Below are 17,521 nucleotides of genomic sequence, written 5' to 3'. Positions count from 1 at the left end.
CCGGCGATGAGGTACACCCGCGTCTCGGTCGGCGGCAGGCCGCAGTGGGCCCGTGTCGAGGACGACGCCGTGATGCTGCTCTCCGACTCCCCGCTCGACGGCCGGCCGACGGTCCTCGGCTCCCTGCCCCGCGACGAGGCCACCTGGCTGCCCCCGGTGGTTCCGCCGGTGTTCTACGCCGTAGGCATGAACTACACCCGGCATATCGAGCACGCGCGGGCCCTGGGCGATCCCAAAGGGGTCGTGCCCGAGCGACCCGAGGTCGGCTACCGGGCCAACAGCGCGCTGACCGGTCACCAAACACCCATCGTCAAGCCGGCCGGGGTCGAGGGCCGGTTCGAGGCCGAGCCCGAGCTGGTCGCGGTCATCGGCCGTACGCTGCGCCGCGCCGGATACGAGGAGGCGCGCGCGGCGGTCTTCGGCTGGACCATCGGCAACGACGTCAGCGCCCGGACCTGGCAGCACCAGGACCGCACCTTCTGGCGCAGCAAGAACAGCGACACCTTCAAGCCGATGGGCCCCTGGATCGAGACGGACGTCGACGCCCTCGCCCAGACCACCACACTCCGGGTCAACGGCGAGGTCCGCGCCGCCTTCCCCACCGCAGGCATGGTCTTCGACCCCTTCGACTACATCGTCGAGATCACCAAGCACATCACCATGCACCCCGGTGACGTGCTGTGGATGGGCGCCGAGTCCACCTGCCGCATCGAACCCGGCGACACGGTCGACGTCGAGATCAGCGGCATCGGCGTCCTGTCGAATCCCGTCCGCGCAGAGCACACCGAAAGGCAGCAGCCATGAGCAAGGCACCCCGCTACATCCATCACGTCAACTTCCCCACCACCGACCCCGACCGCACCGCCGCCTGGTACGCGGAGGTCTTCGGGATGAAGCGGATCATGCCCAAGTCCAACACGCGGGTCGTCCTGATGACCCGGGGGAACTTCGATCTGCACTTCACCCCGGTGGAGGAGATGGAGCGCATGGCGCCCTACCACTTCGCCGTCGAGGTGGACGACTGGGACGAGTTCCTCGCCCACCTCAAGGAGCTCGGTATCCGGCACACCCGCCCGATCGAGCGGCCCGAGAACCAGTCCAAGTTCTGCTACATCCATGACCCCGACCACACCATGATCGAGCTGGTCTTCCACGGCAAGCGCCCCAACTGAGCCGCATAGTCCAGGAGTTGCTCCCCATGTCCTACGCTGATTCCGACGGCGCCGCCATCTACTACGAACGTCACGGCGACGGCCCCGCGATCGTCTTCGTGCACGGCTCGGGCGGTCACCACGCCGCCTGGTGGCAGCAGGTGGCCGCCCTCCGCGAAGAGTTCACCGTCGTCACCCTCGACCTGCGCGGCTTCGGCCGGACGGTGCTGAACGAGCCGCAGTCCGAGTTCGACGCACAGGCCTTCCACGGTGACGTGGTCGCCGTACTCGACGCCGCGGACCTCACCGACGCGATGCTGGTCGGCCAGTCCATCGGCTCCATCGCCGCGCTGCGTGCCGGTCTCGCCCGCCCCGAGCGGGTGTCCTCGGTCGTGCTCGGGCACTCACTGGGCGGCATCAGCCATCCCGAGCTGAAGGAGCTGGCGGCCGCGGACCGGGCCGAGGCGGTGAAACTGCCGGTCATCGACCGGCTGCTCACCAAGGAGTTCCAGACCGGGCGGGCCGATCTCACCTTCCTGTTCCGGCAGATGGGCACCTTCAACCACGCCACGATGCAGGACCTGCGCAACCTCGACACCGATGGGCCTTCCCTGCGGGAGATCGAGGACTCGGGCGTCAAGACCGCCTTCCTCGCGGGCGAGCAGGACGCCGTGCTGAGCGTGAAGACCGTGACCCGCGCCCACGAACTGCTGCCCGGCTCCCACCTGGAGGTCGTCCCCGGGGCCCCGCACTCCATGTACTGGGAGACGCCCGAGCCCTACAACGCGGCCGTCGCCCGCCTTCGCCGCACCCTCACCGCCCCTAAGGAAACAGCATGAGCAGCCTCACCCTGGACGCCGCCGAGAAGATCGTCGACGCGGCCGTCGAGCGAGCCCGCACGATCGGCAAGGCGGTGAGCGTCGCCGTGGTGGACGCGGGAGGCTTCCCCGTGGCCATCCGCCGCACCGACGGCGCGCGCCCCCTCACGCCGGACATCGCCCGCGCCAAGGCCTACACGGCGGCGATCATGCAGCGCCCCGGAAAGATGCTGAAGAAATGGCAGGAGAGCCAGCCGGTGTTCTTCTCCCAGCTCTCCCACCTGCCCGGCGCGGCCCTGCCCATCATGGCCACCGAAGGCAGCGTGACCATCAAGAAGGACGGCGAGATCATCGGCGGCCTCGGCATCGCCGGCGGCACCGCCGACGAGGACCAGATCATCGCCGAGGAGGTTCTCTCCGCCCTCGGCTACGAACTGGAGTTCGCCGCCTGGGGAGTCGCGGGCAGGCCGGCCACCGCAGGAAAGGACGCCTGAACCATGGCGGATACGTTCAACTACCGCATCGACCACCACGGCAGCCTGATCCGGCCCGCCGAACTCCTGGCCGCACGCCGCAAGTCCGCCGCCGGATCGCTCGACGCCGACGCCCTTCGGGCGGTGGAGGAGGAGGCGGTCAGGGAGTCCGTCTCCTTCCAGCGCAAGCTCCGCTCCACCGTCGTCACCGACGGTGACGTCCCGTATGAGGACTTCCGCGGCCCCGTGCTCGACGCGGTCACCGGCTTTCAGCGCACGGGCGAGAAGGCCCCGGACGGACTGGCCCGCTATGTGGCCCAGTCCTTGCCCGAGGCGCGCGGCCCGCTGCTGGCCGACCGGACCGCCCGGCTCACCGAGCTGACGGTGATCGCGCCCAAGGTCGCCCTGCCGTCCCCGGCCTACCTGGCCGCCACCACCTTCGCCCCGGAACTCGCCGCGTCGGGCGGCCCCTCCAGCGCGCGTGAGCTCGGCGAGGCACTGGCGGACCTCATCCGCGCGGAGATAGAACTGCTGGTCTCCCGCGGCGTGAAACTCATCCAGCTCAACAATCCGCTGCTCCTCGGCCAGGTCGCCGCGAAGCCGGAGCCGGCAGGCACCGGACTCTCGTTCGCGGACGCCTTGGCGGTGGACGCCGCGACGGTCCGCCTGAACGATCGCCCCGAGGGCGTACGCATCGGTGTCTGCCCCGGCTGGCAGGCACCCGCCGCGGTGGACCGGGCCGGGGCCGAGCGGCTCTACGCGGGCATCCCCGCCGACCGGTGGATCCTGCCGTTCGACAAGGGCACCGCGGCCGAGGCCGACCTCCTCAGGGCCCTGCCGGAGGACCGCGACGTATGCCTCGGGGTGGTGGACCCGGCCACGCCCGGGACCGAGGACCTGGACACCGTGCTGGCCCGACTGGACTGCGCCGGTGAGATCAAGGACATGGAGGACATGGCCATCGCTCCCTCCCGCGGCTTCGCCGACGTGGCCACCCGGCCGCTGGCGAGTGCGGAGGTCCAACGGCGCAAGCTCGTCCAGGTGGAGACCCTCGCCCGCTACTGCTGGGGCAACGAGTTCTGACGGACGCCGCGTCCCGGCGTACACCCGGCATCGACGCCTTCGACGGCCGGGAAGCGAGGGCGCGCGCCTGCGGCCCCGGTCCCGTACCTCGTGTGCGGGACCGGGGCCGCCGCCTGCCGCGTACGGGTTGCGGACGGGGGCGATGACCTGTGCCGGGACGCGAACGCGCGTGTGCGTCCTGTGCCCGGACGCGGATCCGCAGGCACGGCGGATGTTCTCGCCCGGTGCGCGGCACGGTGCGGGCCAAGAGCGCACCGTGCCGCGCACCGTTCGACCGGATCCGGGCCTCTTCAGAGCGTCTCGGCGAAGGTCACCGTCCGTTCGGTCAGCAGGGGCCGCACCGTGTTCACGATCAGTTCCTCGAAGTACGCGGCGGATGTGTGCGCCGCGAATCCCGCCGCGTCGGTGTACTGCTCGTAGAGGACGAAGCCACCCGGACGCTCCGCCTCCGCGTGGACGGCGTAGGTGAGGTTCGCGGGCTCGGCGCGGGTGTGCTCGCGCATCGTCAGGAGGGCGGCGCGCACGGTGGCCTCGTCGGCGGGGGCGCAGCGGTAGTGGGCGATGACGGTGTAGGCCATGGGGCTTCTCCGGCGTGCTGGTTTTCGGCTGGGGCGGCCCGATTCCAGCACGTCGGCGAGGGGCGGCGACCCGCGCGCGGTGCAAGCAATGGATGCCGTCGCGGATCTGGCCGCCGCCCCCTGTCGTCGTGTGTTGTCGCTCTGGCCCTCGATGCCTGTCCTGATGCCTGACTGTGCCGCGCGTGTCCTCGCGCCGCGGCCGACGAGAGAAGTGATCGCCTTGCGCACTGTGGAAACCCTGTCCGGCGGGGAGTGGGTGACATCCGCCGCATCCGGCGCGTGGATCGACGTCCACGATCCGTCCGACGTCCGTACTCCCCTCGCCCGCGTTCCGGCGCTGACGGCCAAGGAGGTCACGCGGGCCTACGAGCACGCCGAGCGCGCCTTCACCGCCTGGAAGCGCACCAGCCCCTTCGAGCGGGCACGGATCTTCACCGACGCGGCCCGGCTCATCCGTGAGCGCCTGGACGAGATCGCCGCCGACGTCACCGCCGAGAACGGCAAGACGGTGGCCGAGGCCCGTGGCGAGACGCTGAAGGCGGCCGATTTCCTCGACTACTACGCGGGCCTGGCCCGCCAGGGCTACGGCACCCTGTTGCACGACGTACGTCCGGACCACCGCACCCACACGCAGCGCGAGCCGATCGGCGTGATCCTGGTGATCAGCCCGTGGAACGACCCGCTGATCACCCCTGCCCGCAAGCTCGCACCGCTGCTTGCCACAGGCAACACCGCAGTCTTCAAGCCGGCGACCGAGACCCCGCTCGCCGGGCTGCACTTCGCCCGCGCCCTGCACGACGCGGGCCTGCCCGCCGGCGTCCTGAACGTCGTGACCGGCCGCACCGCCGAGATCGAGGAGGCCCTCCTCGACGATGCGCGGATGGCCGCCGTCACCTTCACCGGATCCAACGCCGTCGGGGCTCGCATCCGCCGCCGCCTCGCCGACCGGGGCGTCCGCTTCCAGGGCGAACTCGGAGGCAAGAACGCATCCGTCGTCCTCGCGGACGCGGATCTGCCGGCCGCGGCGAAGGCCGTCGTCGCGGCCTCCTTCGGGCAGGCCGGGCAGCGCTGCACCGCGACCAGCCGGGTCGTCGTCGACCGGTCCGCATACGAGGAGTTCATGCGGCTTTTGACCGCCGAGGTCGACGCGCTCACGGTCGGCCCGGGCAACGATCCGTCCACGACCGTGTGTCCCTTGTCGAGCCCCAGGCAGCGCGACAGTGTTCTCGCCGACATCGGCCGGGCGATCGAGCAGGGCGCCACTGTGGTGACGGGCGGCACGGCGGAGACCGAGGGCGAGCGGGCGCACGGCTGCTACGTGCAGCCCACGGTGCTCGCCGATGTCACTGCCGACATGGCTGTCTGGCGCGAGGAGGTCTTCGGCCCGGTGCTCGCCGTGTGCGCGGTCGACGGATTCACCGAGGCCGTCGAGGTGGTCAACGACTCCGCCTTCGGTCTCGCCGCCGCCGTGTTCACCCGCGACATCACCGCCGCCTACCGCTTCGCCGACGAGGTCGAGTGCGGGCAGGTCGCCGTGAACACGACGACCACCGGCTGGGACGTCCATCTGCCCTTCGGCGGCTTCCGGGACTCCGGCACGGGCTACAAGGAGCAGGGCGACGAGGTCCTGCGCTTCTCCACGCGGGTCAAGACCGTCGCCGTCCACTTCGGCGCCTGACGGCCCCGCAGCGACCACCGGAATCGGAGGAGGAGACCGACTGTGGCTGACGAGACGATCGGCATCGTCGGCGCGGGAATCGTGGGCCTGGCCACCGGGCGCGAGATCGCCCTGCGCCGTCCGGGGACCCGGGTCGTGGTGTTCGAGAAGGAACGGCAGGTCGCACAGCATCAGACCGGCCACAACTCGGGTGTCGTGCACGCCGGGATCTACTACACGCCGGGCAGCCTCAAGGCCGGCCTGTGCGTGCGGGGGGTCGGCCTGCTGCGCGAGTACTGCCAGGAACGGCGCCTTCCCTACGAGGAGCTCGGCAAGCTCGTCGTGGCGGTCCGCGAAGACGAACTCGGCCGCCTGGAGAGCCTCCACGAGAGGGCGGGAAGCAACCACGTGCCCGATCTGCGCAAGGTCTCCAAGACGGAGATCAAGGAGATCGAGCCGCACGCCGGCGGAATCGCCGCACTGCACTCCCCGCGCACCGCGATCACCGACTACCCGGCGATCGCCCGGGAGTTCGCCACGGACATCGAGGCCGCGGGCGGCGAGGTGAAGCTCGGCTGCGCGGTCACGGGCATCCGCGACGTACCCGGCGGCATCGACGTGACCTTCGCGCAGACGCACGCCCCCGTGGGCGAGGGCCGCGGAATCGTCCGGGTGGACCGGCTCGTCCTGTGCGCGGGCCTGCATGCGGACACGGTGGCGTCGCTGGCTCAGGACGTGCGGGAGCCGATGATCATCCCGTTCCGGGGCGAGTACATGCTCCTGAGGCCGGACAAGACGCATCTCGTCCGCGGGCTGGTCTATCCCGTTCCCGACCCGCGCTACCCCTTCCTCGGCGTGCACTTCACCCCGCGCGTCGACGGCACCGTCGAGGTCGGCCCGAACGCCGTCCTCGCCCTCGCCAAGGAGGGCTACCGGCGCGCCCATCTCTCCGTCAGGGATCTGCTCGGCGTCGCGCGGTATCCGGGGACCTGGAAGATGGCCGCCCAGCACTGGCGTACCGGCGTCAAGGAGTACCGGGGCTCGTTCTCCGCCGCTGCCTTCATGAGAGACGCGGGACAGTACATCCCCGAAGTCGGCACCCGTGACGTGGTCCGTGGCGGCGCCGGGGTACGCGCCCAGGCCCTGGACCGGGACGGGACCCTCGTGGACGACTTCCGCATCCACCGCAGCGGCCGGGTCACGTCCATTCGCAACGCACCCTCGCCCGCGGCCACGGCCTCCATGGCGATCGCCGAGCACATCACGGACGCGGTATTCGGTTCCGGCTGAGCGGCGCCAAAAACGCGGTGCTCACAGCGTGCTTTCCCGCAACAACAGCTTGCACTCCCAGGTCTGCGCAAAGCCCCGGCACACACCTAGCGTTCTTCACGCACCACCTCGACACCCATCGGAAGAAAGAGAACTGACGACATGTTCGTAGTCGACACCCAGATCCACATCTGGAAGGAAGAGACCCCGGACCGTCCCTGGGTCCCCGGCGCCCGCGAGCGCATCCGCCTCAACGGCCACCGCGAGGAGCCCTTCTCCTACGAGGAGGCCCTGGAGCTGATGGACGAGGCCGGCGTGAACCGCGCGCTGATCCTGCCGCCGTCCTGGGAGGGCGACCGCATCGACTATGCCCTCGAGGCATGCGAAGCGCACCCCGACCGCTTCGGGATCATGGCCCGTATCCCGCAGAACAAGCCCGAAGAGGGCAAGGCGATGCTCAGGGACTTCGCCCAGAACCCGCATGTGAAGGGCACCCGGCTCACCTTCCACCGGCCCATCGACCGCAACTGGATGATCGACGGCACCAACGACTGGTACTGGCCGGTCGCCGAAGAGCTGAGCATCCCCACCATGGTCCACGCGCCGATCTGGAAGAAGGAGCTGGGCCAGATCGCCGCCGCACACCCCGGCCTGAAGATCATCATCGACCACATGGGCATCATGGCCCGCTGTGTGGACGACGCCATCGGCTATTGGGTCCAGGAGACCGCCGACCTGCACGAACACCCCAACATCTACGTCAAGGTCTCGGCCCTGCCCGGCTACTCCACCGAGCCCTTCCCGAACCACAACATCCAGAAGTACGTCCGCGAGATGGTCGACAGGATGGGACCCGAGCGGTGCTTCTACGGCACCGACATCACCCGGCTGATGGGCCACGGCATCACGTACACCGACACCATCGAACAGTTCACCAAGCACTGGGACTTCACGCCCGAAGAGCTCGACTGGATCATGGGCCGGGGCATCGCCGAGGTCCTGGACTGGCCGATCGAGGGCTGAGGACACACACGATGACGGACATCAGCAGCACATCGGGCGCCGGCGGCGGTCACGGCACCACGGCCGTGGACGGCGGAGATGCCGTCGTATCCGCCTTCAACGCCGTCGGCGCCGAGTACCTCTTCTGCTCATCGGGGTCCGAATGGGCACCGGTGTGGGAGGCATTGGCGCGCCGGCACCGCGACGGGCAGCCCGCCCCCACCTATCTGGACCTCACGCACGAGACGGTGGCCGTCGGCATGGCCACCGGCTACGGGCTCGTCACCCACCGCCCGCAAGGCGTGCTCCTGCACGCGGCCCCGGGCCTGCTCCAGGGCTCGATGGCCGTGCACGGGGCACTGCTCGCCGGTGTGCCGATGGTGGTGGCCTCCTCCGAGTCCACCACCTACGGCGACGGACCGGGACAGGACCCGGGAGGCCAGTGGTACCGCAACCTGTCCATCGTGGGCGGCCCGCACCAGATCGCCGGCCCGTTCACCAAGTGGTCCAACGAGGCCGCCAGTGTCCACACACTGCCGACGATGATCACGCGGGCGGCGGAGCTGGCCTGGCGGGCGCCGGCCGGACCGGCCTACCTGAACATCCCGCTGGAGATCCTGCTCGAGGAGTGGGAGGGTCGTGCGGCCAAGCCGATCGTGGAGCCGGGCTCGACCCACAGCTCGCCCGGTGAGGCAGACGCCGTCGCACAGATGCTCCGCGAGGCGTCCGACCCCGTGATCGTCACCGAGACCGCGGGACGCGAGGTGGGCGGATTCGAGGCCCTCGTCGCCTTCGCCGAGGCATGGGACATCCCGGTCGTCGAACCCGACTCCGCGGTCTGCGGCAACTTCCCACGCACCCACCCCCTGCACGCCGGCAGCGATATCGGCCCCTGGATGGACGAGGCGGACCTGATCCTCCTGGTCAACTGCCGCGCGCCGTTCTACCCGCCCAGCCGCCGTCCCTCCCGCGCGAAGGTCGTCGTCATCGACGAGGTGCCCCAGCGGCCGCACGTGGTCTACCAGGTCCTGTTCGCGGACCGGTACCTGGAGGGCAATGTCGCCCACACCCTGCGCCAGCTCGCCAAGCGGGCCAAGGATCTTGATGCGGCGGCCGTCACCGCCCGTCGGGCGGCGCAGGAGCGGCTGCATGCCGACGAGCAGGCCGCCATCGCCGCGGCCGAAGCCAAAGCCGAAGCGAAGGCCGAAGCCAGGGCCGAGGCGGGGTCCGAGCCCGGGGTCGATGCCGAACAAGAGGGCGGCATCGACCCCGTCCTGGTGGCGGCGACCCTGCGGAACCTGCTCGACGGCCAGGACCCGATCGTGGTCGACGAGACCATCACCCACAGCCGCGTGGTCAAACGACATCTCAAGACGTCCGGCCCCGACTCGTACTTCTACGTCCAAGGCGGTCTCGGCCAGGGCATCGCGGTGGCCCTCGGCGTCAAGCTCGCGGCCAAGCAGCGCCCGGTGGTGCTGACGATCGGCGACGGCGCGTTCACGTACAACCCGGTGATCCCGTCGTACGACGCCTCCAGGGCCTATGAACTCCCCGTGCTGATCGTGGTGTTCAACAATCGCGTCTACAAGTCGATGAACCTCAACCACCGCCGCTTCTACCCCGACGGCGCGGCCGCCCAGACCGGCGAATGGCTCGGCACCGATCTGCAACGGCTGCCCCGCCTCGCATCGTTCGCCGCGCCCTTCGGCCTGCACGCCGAGACCGTCGACACACCCGGCGATCTCGCCCCCGCCCTTGAGCGCGCGCTCAAGGCCGTGGCGGCGGGGACCACCGCTGTCGTCGACGTGCTCGTCACCCGCTGACGCTCCGCCGAACCCGACCTCGACCAGGGACTGAAGCAGGCGGCCCCACTCGCTCGGCCCATCGCCTCCACCGCCGCTCAGCCCATTGCGCCCTCAGGAGACCACCAGCACCATGACCGACATCCCGCAAGCCAAACCCGGCAAGGTTCTCGTCCGCGTCGACGATCTGCGTACGTTCGCCGCCTCCCTGCTCGAAAGGGGAGGCCTGAGCCCCGACCACGCCCGTACCACCGCCGATGTCTTCGTCTGGGCCGCGGGCCGCGGCATCGACTCCCACGGCATCGCCCGCGTCCCCGCCTACCTCGACCTTCTCGCCAAGGGCATCGCCAACCCCCGGCCCGAGATCAAGGTCGAAGCCACCACCGCTGCCGCGGCCGTCCTGGACGCCGATCGCGCGCCCGGCCCGGTCGCCCTGACCGCGGCCGCTCAGGAAGCGGTCCGGCGCGCCACGGTGAACGGGCTCGCCGCGGTCGGCGTACGCCGTACCGTGCACACCGGGGCCATCGGCTACTACGTCTCGAAAATCGCCCAACAGGGGCTGATCGGCATCGGCTTCGTCGCGGGCATGCCCAACATGGGCTATACCGGTGTCAAGGGGGCGGCCGTGGCCACCAGCCCGCTGGCCATCGCCGTGCCGGCCGGTGAACGCGCCCCCCTGCTCCTCGACATGGCCACCGCCACCATGGCCCTCGGCAAGATCCGCCAGGCCAAGGCGAGTGGCGCCCCGCTGCCGCCCGGGGCCGCCGCCACCGAGGACGGCACCCCCACCACCGACCCGGCCCTCGCGGCCATGCCGCTGCCGCTCGGCGGAGCCAAGGGGTCCGGCATGTCACTGGCCTTCGAACTCCTCACCGGTGTGCTGGTCGGCGACCCGATCTTCGCCTCCTTCCACTCCGACGATCCCGCGGGCCGCAAGCACCGTCAGAACGCCCTCCTCATCGCCCTCGACCCGGCGGCCTTCGGCGGCGCCGAAGCCTTCACCGCACAGGTCGACGCCACCCTGGCCACCCTCAAGTCGCTCCCGCCGGCGAACGCCGCGGACGGAATCTTCTACCCCGGTGAACGCAGCGCGGCCCTGGCGGCCGAGCGGGCGGGAAGCGGCATCCCGGTGGCGCCGAAGGCCTGGAGTCAGCTGACCGACCGGGCCGACGAACTGGGGGTGACACTGCCAGAGGCGGCGGCCGGCGGCCGGTAAGGCGCGCATGTCCGACTGCCGTGCCCCTGGCCGGGAGAGGCCGGTGCCGTCATCACGCGCGGCACGTCGGCGGTGCGTGCACCGGTCAGCGTGCTTCGCCTTTTGCCGTCGGCCACCGCGCGCTTCCGGGCCCGGCCGCGAGCCGGACGGCACAGGATGTGGCGCCGCTCGCCGCGAGCGGAGCCACGACGACGCGCCCGCCGATCCGCTGCCGTCGGGTCGGCGGGCTTGCCAGCCCCCACCTTCTGGCGGCCTTCAGGGACGCGGCGCCTGCCACCGCGTCAGCGGTGACGCCCTGCCCGGTGCCCGTGCCGCGTACGCGGCACGATTCCTTCGTCGTGTCCTCCGGCCGGCGTGGTGGGGCTGAGGGTCGGGGCCGACAGGCCGGCGACAGGAAGGGAATGCTGCCTTCGCTGGGGGCGAGCGGCTTTGCCGTCGGCCGGGAGAGACCGACGGCAAAGCCGCGTTAGTGGACTATGAGCCCTGCTTGGCTGCCTTGGCCGCGCGAACGACACCGTCCAGCCAGGACTGGTGGCCGTTGAGCATGGGGTTGGGCAGCTGCGTGGCGAGGTCGGCCGCGGGTTTGCCGATCTGGGACTCCTGGGTCAGGATCCGCACGCGCCCGCCGGGCAGGTCCTCGACCAGCCAGCAGTGCTGCACGTCGAGTTTCTCCTCTGGGCTGCCGTCCTGCTTGGCGGTCCAGGACAGCCGGCCGGGGCTGGCATCGCCCGGCTCGGCGTACTCGACGACCTCGGCGGACAGCGGCGGGAAGCCGAAGGTGCCGAAGGAGAAGGCCGTGCCCTGGGTGAGCAGCGGTCCGCCGCCGTCGGGAAAGGTCGGGTCGGTGGCGTTGTCGTAGTACGAGGTCCACTTCGAGGCGTCCGCGAGCAGCGGCCAGATGTCCTTGTACGACAGGCCCTGGACGATGACCTCGTTGGAGACGAAGTTGTCGGTGGTGCCCGGCAGGTACTTCTCGGGCCAGTGGATCGCGTTCTGGGTGTCGCTCATGACGGGTTCCTCAGCTCCTCTTGCGCGTTGCGTGGTGTGGTGGGCGGTGTTGCGTGGGGTGGTGGGGGTGGAGTCAGCCGGCGAGGGCGCGCTGGAGGTCGGCGCTGTCGGCGCTCTGGAACATCTCCGTGACCCGGCCGTCGCGCACGGTCCACATGTGCAGCAGGCGTACGGCCGCGTCCTTGCCGCTGTCCTTGCCCGTGACGCGGTAGGCGCCGCGGACGAACACATGGCCCTCGCCGTCCTCGTAGCAGGACTCGGCATGCCCCATGAAGGCGGAGAACAGAGGTCCGAAACGGCCGAAGAAGTCGGTGATCACGCTGTCGGCCCCGTGGTAGACACCGCCGTAGGGGAATCCGGGGGTGATGTCCCAGACGACGTCGTGGGCGAGGACTTCCCGGATCGTCTCCGGTGTGATCTTCGCGTCGAACATGCGCCGGACCAGGGCGATATTGGCTGAATCGGTCATGCGTTGGTCCTTGTGAGAGCGAGGCGACCGGAGTCGCATGCGGTAGGAAACCGCGGCGGCGGAGCCGTCGCGGCCTCGGGGCCATCGGTCGAGCCGATCGGCCGGGTGCGGACCCCCGGGGTGTGCTCGACGCCTCGCGGCCCGCTGTACAGCCTGCCGCCGCCTTGGCCACTCGGCATGTCGATCGCGCTCACGCGCGCCTCGCCGGCCCCGGCGGCAGCGGGCGAGGGCACGGCGGTTCACCGCGGGCGGGCCGCGGCCGTTCGGGTGAACCGCCTCGCCCGCCCCGCGAAAGGCCGTGATGATGTGCGCAGCAGGCCGGGCGGTACGGGAGGGACGCCGGTGAAGGAGGAGGACGGGTGCGGGATCTGCTCTTCGCGGTCGCCGTCGTGGCCGCCGTCGCGGCGGGCAACCTGCTGGCCGGACGCTGGCGCATCGCACCGCCCGTGGTCCTGGTGGCGGCGGGCATCGCCCTCGGCGCGGTACCCGCCCTGCGGCAGGTGGACCTGCCGCCGGAAGCCGTGCTGCTGCTGTTTCTGCCCGCCCTGCTGTTCTACGAGAGTCTGACGGTCTCCCTGCGCGAGATCCGCAAGGACCTGCGCGCGATCGTGCTCGCCGCCACCGTTCTGGTCCTGCTCACCGCGGCGGCTGTCGCCGTCGTCGCCCACGCGCTCGGCCTGCCGTGGGGGGTCTCCTGGGTACTGGGCGGGGCGCTGGCCCCCACCGACGCCACCGCCGTCGGGGTCGTCGCCCGGCTGCTGCCCCGCCGCGACGTGACCGTGCTGCGCGCCGAGAGCCTGATCAACGATGGCACCGCGCTGGTTGTCTACGGACTCGCGGTCGCCGTCACGGTCGGCTCCGATCACCTCGGTGCCTGGCACGTCACCGGCCTGTTCGCGCTGTCCTACGCGGGCGGGGCAGCCGCCGGCGCGCTGGTCGGCTGGCTGACCTACCTCAGCTGCCGGCGGCTGAACGACCCGCTCATCGACAACACCGTCACCCTGGTGTGCCCGTTCGCCGCCTATCTTCTCGCCGAGGCGATCGACGCCTCCGGTGTACTGGCCGTCGTCGTCGCCGGGCTGATGGCCGGTCAGCTCGCCCCGCGTGCCGAACAGCCGGCCGCCCGCCTGATGCGCCGCCAGTACGGCGAACTCACCTCCTACCTCCTCAACGGCGCCCTGTTCGTCCTGGTCGGGCAAGAACTGTGGTCGGCCGCCGGTGACCTGCCGGGCACCGCGCTGCCGATCGCCCTGGCCACGATCGCCGCGCTCACGGGCACGCTGATCGCCGTCCGCTACGCCTTCCTCTACGCCACGGCCGGCCTGGCGCATCTGTTCCACGCCGACCGTGACATCCTCGGCCTGCGCTCGCGCACGGTGATGGGCCTGGCCGGATTCCGCGGCGGCGTCTCCCTGGCCGCCGCTCTCGCCGTGCCCCAGACCATCGGCTCGGGGGCGGCCTTCCCCGACCGGACCGCCGTCAACTTCGTCACCACCGGAGTGGTCCTGGCCACCCTTGTCGGGCAGGGCCTGGTCCTGCCCGCCCTCGCCCGCCGGGCCGGCCCGCCACAGGACGAAGGCGCGGCGGCCGAACACCACCTGGCCGCAACCACCACGGCCCAAGCCGCGCTCAGCGCGCTCCCCGGCACCGCCACCGCGCTCGGCACCGACCCAGCCGTCATCGCCCGTCTGCGCCAGGAGTACGAGCAGCATGTGAGCGCCCTGCACGCCCGCCACCACGGCGTGGCCGACGACCCCGCGCTGCGCCGTCACACTCACGAGGCCGCCCTGCGCCTGGCGCTCCTGGAGAAGCAGCGCGCCGCCGTCCTGGAACTCCGCGACACCGGACGCATCGGGGACGACGATCTCCAACGCCAGCTGGCTCACCTGGACCACGAACAACTCCGCCTGACCGAAGGCAGATAGCCGTACCAAGCCAGGGAAGACGGTGAAGCGCCTCGAAACTCGAACAGAGTATCTTCGCGCAAAACGGGAGCAATGCTAAATATCAAGCTTACGCGGAACGCGGGTTTGAAAGCCGTCCTCGGGACCGGACGGGCCACAGTTCCGAGGGCCGGTCTCCCGGCCCGCTCCCTGTCGTGACGCTTCTCTCAGGTGGGGGGCGCGGGGGCTGTGGGGAGGGGGCGCATGGTGTCGGCGAGGACGCGCCGGCCCTCGCGGAGGGTGGCCGTGACCTCTTCCGGTGGGACGGCCGGGGCGCGCCATTCACCGGCGGCGTCGTCGGCGGCCGTGGACAGGGCGGTCAGGGCGTGGCCGAGGTGGTTGCGGGTGGCGATGAGGTCGGCGCCGTGGGCGCCTGCGGCCAGTGCGGTGCGGGTGCTCTTGATTGCGGCGCGGGCCGAGTCCTGGGCCCGGGCGACGTGGCGGACGGCGCGGCGGTTGGTGATCAGGAAGGCGGCGGCGACGCCGATGACGGCGCCGACGAGGGGGTCGGCGGCACGGGCGTTGATGAGGTCGCGGGTGTTCTGTGGTCCGGGGAAGTTGGCCATGAGCAGGGCCATGGGGGCGACGAAGAGGATACCGACGGCGTAGTTGCGGCTGACGAAGGACTCGATGCCGAATCCGGCGGCCAGGGTGAGGACGACGAGCCAGACCTGGTTGACATGGGCGAGCGGGGCGACGGCCGCGTAGATCAGGACGCCGCCGCAGGTGCCCGCGGTGCGCAGCAGGGCGCGTTGCCACACGATCGTGGTGTTTCCCCGGTAGAGGGCGCAGGCGGTGACGATCGCCCAGTAGGGGCGGTCGATGCCGATCGCGTAGGCGGCGAACCCGGCGACAAGGCAGCCGGTCAGGCACAAACTCCACGGCGGGGTCGGCCTGGTGGTCTCGTTCGTAGTCGATCGGGCTCTGGTACCCGCATACGCTGTGTAGCCGACGGGTGTTGTAGAAGCCGGTGATCCAGGTCGCGATCCTCAGCCTGGCCTCGGTGCGGGTGGCGAAGGAGTGCCGGTAGACGTACTCGACCTTGAGCACGCTGTGGAACGCCTCGCTGACGGCGTTGTCGAAACACGATCCGACTCTGCCCATGGACTGAGTCACGCCCAGGCGGCGGCAGGCGCGGCGGCAGCGCCGGGACTGGTATTCCGACCCTCTGTCGCTGTGGAAGATCACGCCCTTGACGTCGCCGCCGCGGGTGGCCGCGGCCATGTTCAACGAGGCAACGACGAGCTCGGCGTCGTGCCGTGGCCCCATCGCGTAGCCGAGCAGACGGCGCGAGAAGAGATCAATCACGCAGGCCAAGTACAGCTTGCCCTCGCTGGTGACGATCTCGGTCATGTCCCCCGTCCATACCTGGTTGGGGGCGGTCGCGGAGAAGTCACGGCGCACGAAGTCCGGGAACGCGGGCCGCTTGCCCGGCCTGGTCAGCCCGCGCCGCCGACGGACCTTGCGTCCGGCCAGGCCGAGTTCGGCCATCAGCTTCGCGACGGTGTTCACCGACACCCGCCAGCCGCGTCGCACCAGCATGATCCAGACCTTCGGGGAGCCGTAGGTGCCCCCGGAAGCGGCGAAGATCTTCCTGATCGCGGCGATCAGCTCCCCGCGCCGCACCTGACGTGCGGTGGTGGGCTTGCCCCGCCACTTGTAGAACCAGGACTCCGACACTCCCACCACCCGGCAGGAGACGCGGTGCGGGATCTTGTACTCGGCCCTCTGGTTACCGATGAACGCGGCCACGGCCGCGGGATCGGACTCGGTCACTTCACCCAGAGGGCCATGCATCGCTTGAAGACATCACGTTCCATCTCCAGCTCCCGTATCCGCTTGTTCTTCTCGCCCATCTCGCGGCGTAGACGTTCCAGCTCAGCGCGTTCGGACTCCCGCAACCGGCTCCCGCCGGCCGCGTCGGTCACGGGCCGGTCCGACGACGTCGAACCGTTGCGCCGCCACCGCGACACCCAGCTATGCAGCGTGCCCGAGTGGATGCCGAGCTCCTCGGCGACCTCCGGGATCGGCCTCCCGGTCTCGATCACTATGCGTACAGCCCCCTCGCGAAACTCGGGCGTATACGTCCGTTGCTTGGACCCCATGAACCTCAACTTCCCCTGCAATCACGGGCTCCACGCTACGAGGGGAGGGACACTGTACGCGTCCCAGCCGAGCCTGGAGCGCCCCGACGGCGCAGTGATCGCCACGACCGCCCCGGATACGTGGGCCCGGCACTCGGCCCGCACCCTTGACCTGAACCCCTGACGAGCCACAGCCTCAGCCGGAAGAGCACCCTCGGCCTTCTTCAGCCCGGCCCCGACTGGCACCACCGCGCCCGCTGCACCCGTCCGAGGGCGGATGCCACCTCGCCACCCGCATCGACCGACCAACATCGCCCACCCATCGAAGGGAACCTTCAACTCGTCCCTCGGTCAGGCCTGTTGAGCCCGCATCAACGTGCCGATCTGCTCACCGTGATCGGTCCGCCGGCCGACATCGCCCTGCCGCACGGCCAGGCGGTCCCCGTCGTGGAGAGCCTGCAGCATCACCTAGATCCCCGCCGTCCACTTGCTTCGGTCGGCGAGGACCTCCTGGCTGATCTCACGGGGCGGCGTCTGCTGGACACCGCTTCGACTCCGCAGAGACCGATGCTTCATCCAGACCTGCTTGTCGCACTATCAATTGGGGCCGAGTAGGGGACCAGGAAATGAAGTACCCTGAGATAGAATTCGCGCAGGGATATTCTCAACTCCGTTGCTCTATAAAGAAATTGACGGGTTATTGAGTTTGCCAGGGGCCAAAGAACCGAATATTCGTTCAGATTGAAGCCCTGCCCAGACAGACCGTATCCTGTCCCGTAGCCAGCCCCAGAAATTCGCGGAGCGAATTTCTGCAGGCCGAATTGCGGAGCAATTCGAGCCGTGGCCAACGGAGTTGGCCACACCGGCGACGGAGTCGCCGGCCAGCAGCGCGGAGCGCTGCGATCCATCCGCCGCTGTGAATCTGTGTGGAGATGTCACTGAGTCTGCGGTGGGTGTCACCGGACGGC

Annotated in this window: 16 protein-coding genes and 1 pseudogene; 11 read left to right on the top strand and 6 right to left on the bottom strand. The window is 70.3% G+C overall.

The annotated features are described in order from the left end of the window. Positions 1–6: 6 nt before the first annotated feature. From ACLF6P_RS25680 to ACLF6P_RS25660, 5 genes are read left to right on the top strand one after another with little or no spacing between them, the layout of a single operon-like run. Complete coding sequence (locus tag ACLF6P_RS25680; protein ID WP_415953348.1) at positions 7–804, top strand: fumarylacetoacetate hydrolase family protein; 798 nt, start codon at positions 7–9, stop codon at positions 802–804. After that, positions 801–1,172, top strand: coding sequence for a VOC family protein (locus ACLF6P_RS25675; protein ID WP_415953346.1), 372 nt, complete (start codon positions 801–803; stop codon positions 1,170–1,172). Before ACLF6P_RS25680 ends, ACLF6P_RS25675 begins: the two co-directional genes overlap by 4 nt. 26 nt (positions 1,173–1,198) lie before the next feature. Further along, positions 1,199–1,990, top strand: coding sequence for an alpha/beta fold hydrolase (locus ACLF6P_RS25670; RefSeq protein WP_415953344.1), 792 nt, complete (start codon positions 1,199–1,201; stop codon positions 1,988–1,990). Then, a complete protein-coding gene (locus ACLF6P_RS25665) occupies positions 1,987–2,463 on the top strand; it encodes a GlcG/HbpS family heme-binding protein (RefSeq protein WP_415953343.1) in 477 nt (158 codons plus the stop codon). The genes ACLF6P_RS25670 and ACLF6P_RS25665 overlap by 4 nt, the downstream gene beginning before the upstream one ends. A 3-nt stretch (positions 2,464–2,466) precedes the next feature. Next, complete coding sequence (locus ACLF6P_RS25660) at positions 2,467–3,525, top strand: uroporphyrinogen decarboxylase/cobalamine-independent methonine synthase family protein (protein ID WP_415953342.1); 1,059 nt, start codon at positions 2,467–2,469, stop codon at positions 3,523–3,525. A gap of 290 nt (positions 3,526–3,815) precedes the next feature. Here the strand turns inward: ACLF6P_RS25660 and ACLF6P_RS25655 are convergent, their stop codons facing one another. Then, entirely contained in the window at positions 3,816–4,103 is a 288-nt protein-coding gene (locus tag ACLF6P_RS25655) for a putative quinol monooxygenase (RefSeq protein WP_415953340.1), read from the bottom strand. 211 nt (positions 4,104–4,314) lie between these two features. Between ACLF6P_RS25655 and ACLF6P_RS25650 the strand changes: the two genes are divergently transcribed. The 5 genes from ACLF6P_RS25650 (at position 4,315) to ACLF6P_RS25630 (ending at position 11,049) form a co-directional block, all read left to right on the top strand. Continuing rightward, a complete protein-coding gene (locus ACLF6P_RS25650) occupies positions 4,315–5,781 on the top strand; it encodes an aldehyde dehydrogenase family protein (protein WP_415953339.1) in 1,467 nt (488 codons plus the stop codon). Positions 5,782–5,823: 42 nt separating this feature from the next. Further along, entirely contained in the window at positions 5,824–7,050 is a 1,227-nt protein-coding gene (lhgO, locus tag ACLF6P_RS25645; protein WP_415953337.1) for an L-2-hydroxyglutarate oxidase, read from the top strand. Between the two features lie 141 nt (positions 7,051–7,191). After that, a complete protein-coding gene (locus ACLF6P_RS25640) occupies positions 7,192–8,052 on the top strand; it encodes an amidohydrolase family protein (protein ID WP_415953335.1) in 861 nt (286 codons plus the stop codon). An 11-nt stretch (positions 8,053–8,063) separates the two neighbouring features. Next, a complete protein-coding gene (locus ACLF6P_RS25635; protein WP_415953334.1) occupies positions 8,064–9,854 on the top strand; it encodes a thiamine pyrophosphate-dependent enzyme in 1,791 nt (596 codons plus the stop codon). Between the two features lie 112 nt (positions 9,855–9,966). Then, on the top strand, positions 9,967–11,049 hold the full coding sequence (locus tag ACLF6P_RS25630) for an Ldh family oxidoreductase (protein WP_415953332.1): 1,083 nt from the start codon (positions 9,967–9,969) through the stop codon (positions 11,047–11,049). A 474-nt stretch (positions 11,050–11,523) separates the two neighbouring features. Here the strand turns inward: ACLF6P_RS25630 and ACLF6P_RS25625 are convergent, their stop codons facing one another. Together ACLF6P_RS25625 and ACLF6P_RS25620 are read right to left on the bottom strand one after the other, a co-directional pair. Continuing rightward, positions 11,524–12,057, bottom strand: a complete 534-nt coding sequence (locus tag ACLF6P_RS25625) for an SRPBCC family protein (protein ID WP_415953331.1) — start codon at positions 12,055–12,057, stop codon at positions 11,524–11,526. A gap of 73 nt (positions 12,058–12,130) precedes the next feature. Continuing rightward, the gene (locus ACLF6P_RS25620; RefSeq protein WP_415953329.1) at positions 12,131–12,526 is read right to left on the bottom strand and encodes a nuclear transport factor 2 family protein; all 396 of its coding nucleotides are present in this window, start codon (positions 12,524–12,526) and stop codon (positions 12,131–12,133) included. Between the two features lie 359 nt (positions 12,527–12,885). On the opposite strand from ACLF6P_RS25620, the gene ACLF6P_RS25615 reads away from it, so the two are divergent. Continuing rightward, positions 12,886–14,451 (top strand): Na+/H+ antiporter, encoded by a 1,566-nt coding sequence (locus ACLF6P_RS25615; RefSeq protein WP_415953328.1) that lies wholly within the window; start codon positions 12,886–12,888, stop codon positions 14,449–14,451. 185 nt (positions 14,452–14,636) lie between these two features. Here ACLF6P_RS25615 and ACLF6P_RS25610 read toward each other — a convergent pair whose 3' ends face one another. The 3 genes and pseudogenes from ACLF6P_RS25610 to ACLF6P_RS25600 all read right to left on the bottom strand — a co-directional run bounded on the left by ACLF6P_RS25610 (position 14,637) and on the right by ACLF6P_RS25600 (position 16,574). Continuing rightward, the gene (locus ACLF6P_RS25610; RefSeq protein WP_415953326.1) at positions 14,637–15,344 is read right to left on the bottom strand and encodes an FUSC family protein; all 708 of its coding nucleotides are present in this window, start codon (positions 15,342–15,344) and stop codon (positions 14,637–14,639) included. Between the two features lie 40 nt (positions 15,345–15,384). Next, a pseudogene (locus tag ACLF6P_RS25605) lies at positions 15,385–16,266 on the bottom strand (IS3 family transposase); the annotation flags it as partial. Continuing rightward, a complete protein-coding gene (locus ACLF6P_RS25600) occupies positions 16,242–16,574 on the bottom strand; it encodes a transposase (protein WP_415953324.1) in 333 nt (110 codons plus the stop codon). The pseudogene ACLF6P_RS25605 and the gene ACLF6P_RS25600, both read right to left, overlap by 25 nt. Positions 16,575–17,521 lie beyond the last annotated feature (947 nt).

Source organism: Streptomyces lothianensis, from assembly GCF_047779955.1.
GTDB lineage: Bacteria > Actinomycetota > Actinomycetes > Streptomycetales > Streptomycetaceae > Streptomyces.
The sequence above is the reverse complement of the archived record's forward strand: the minus strand, read 5'-3'. Positions and strand labels throughout refer to the sequence as shown.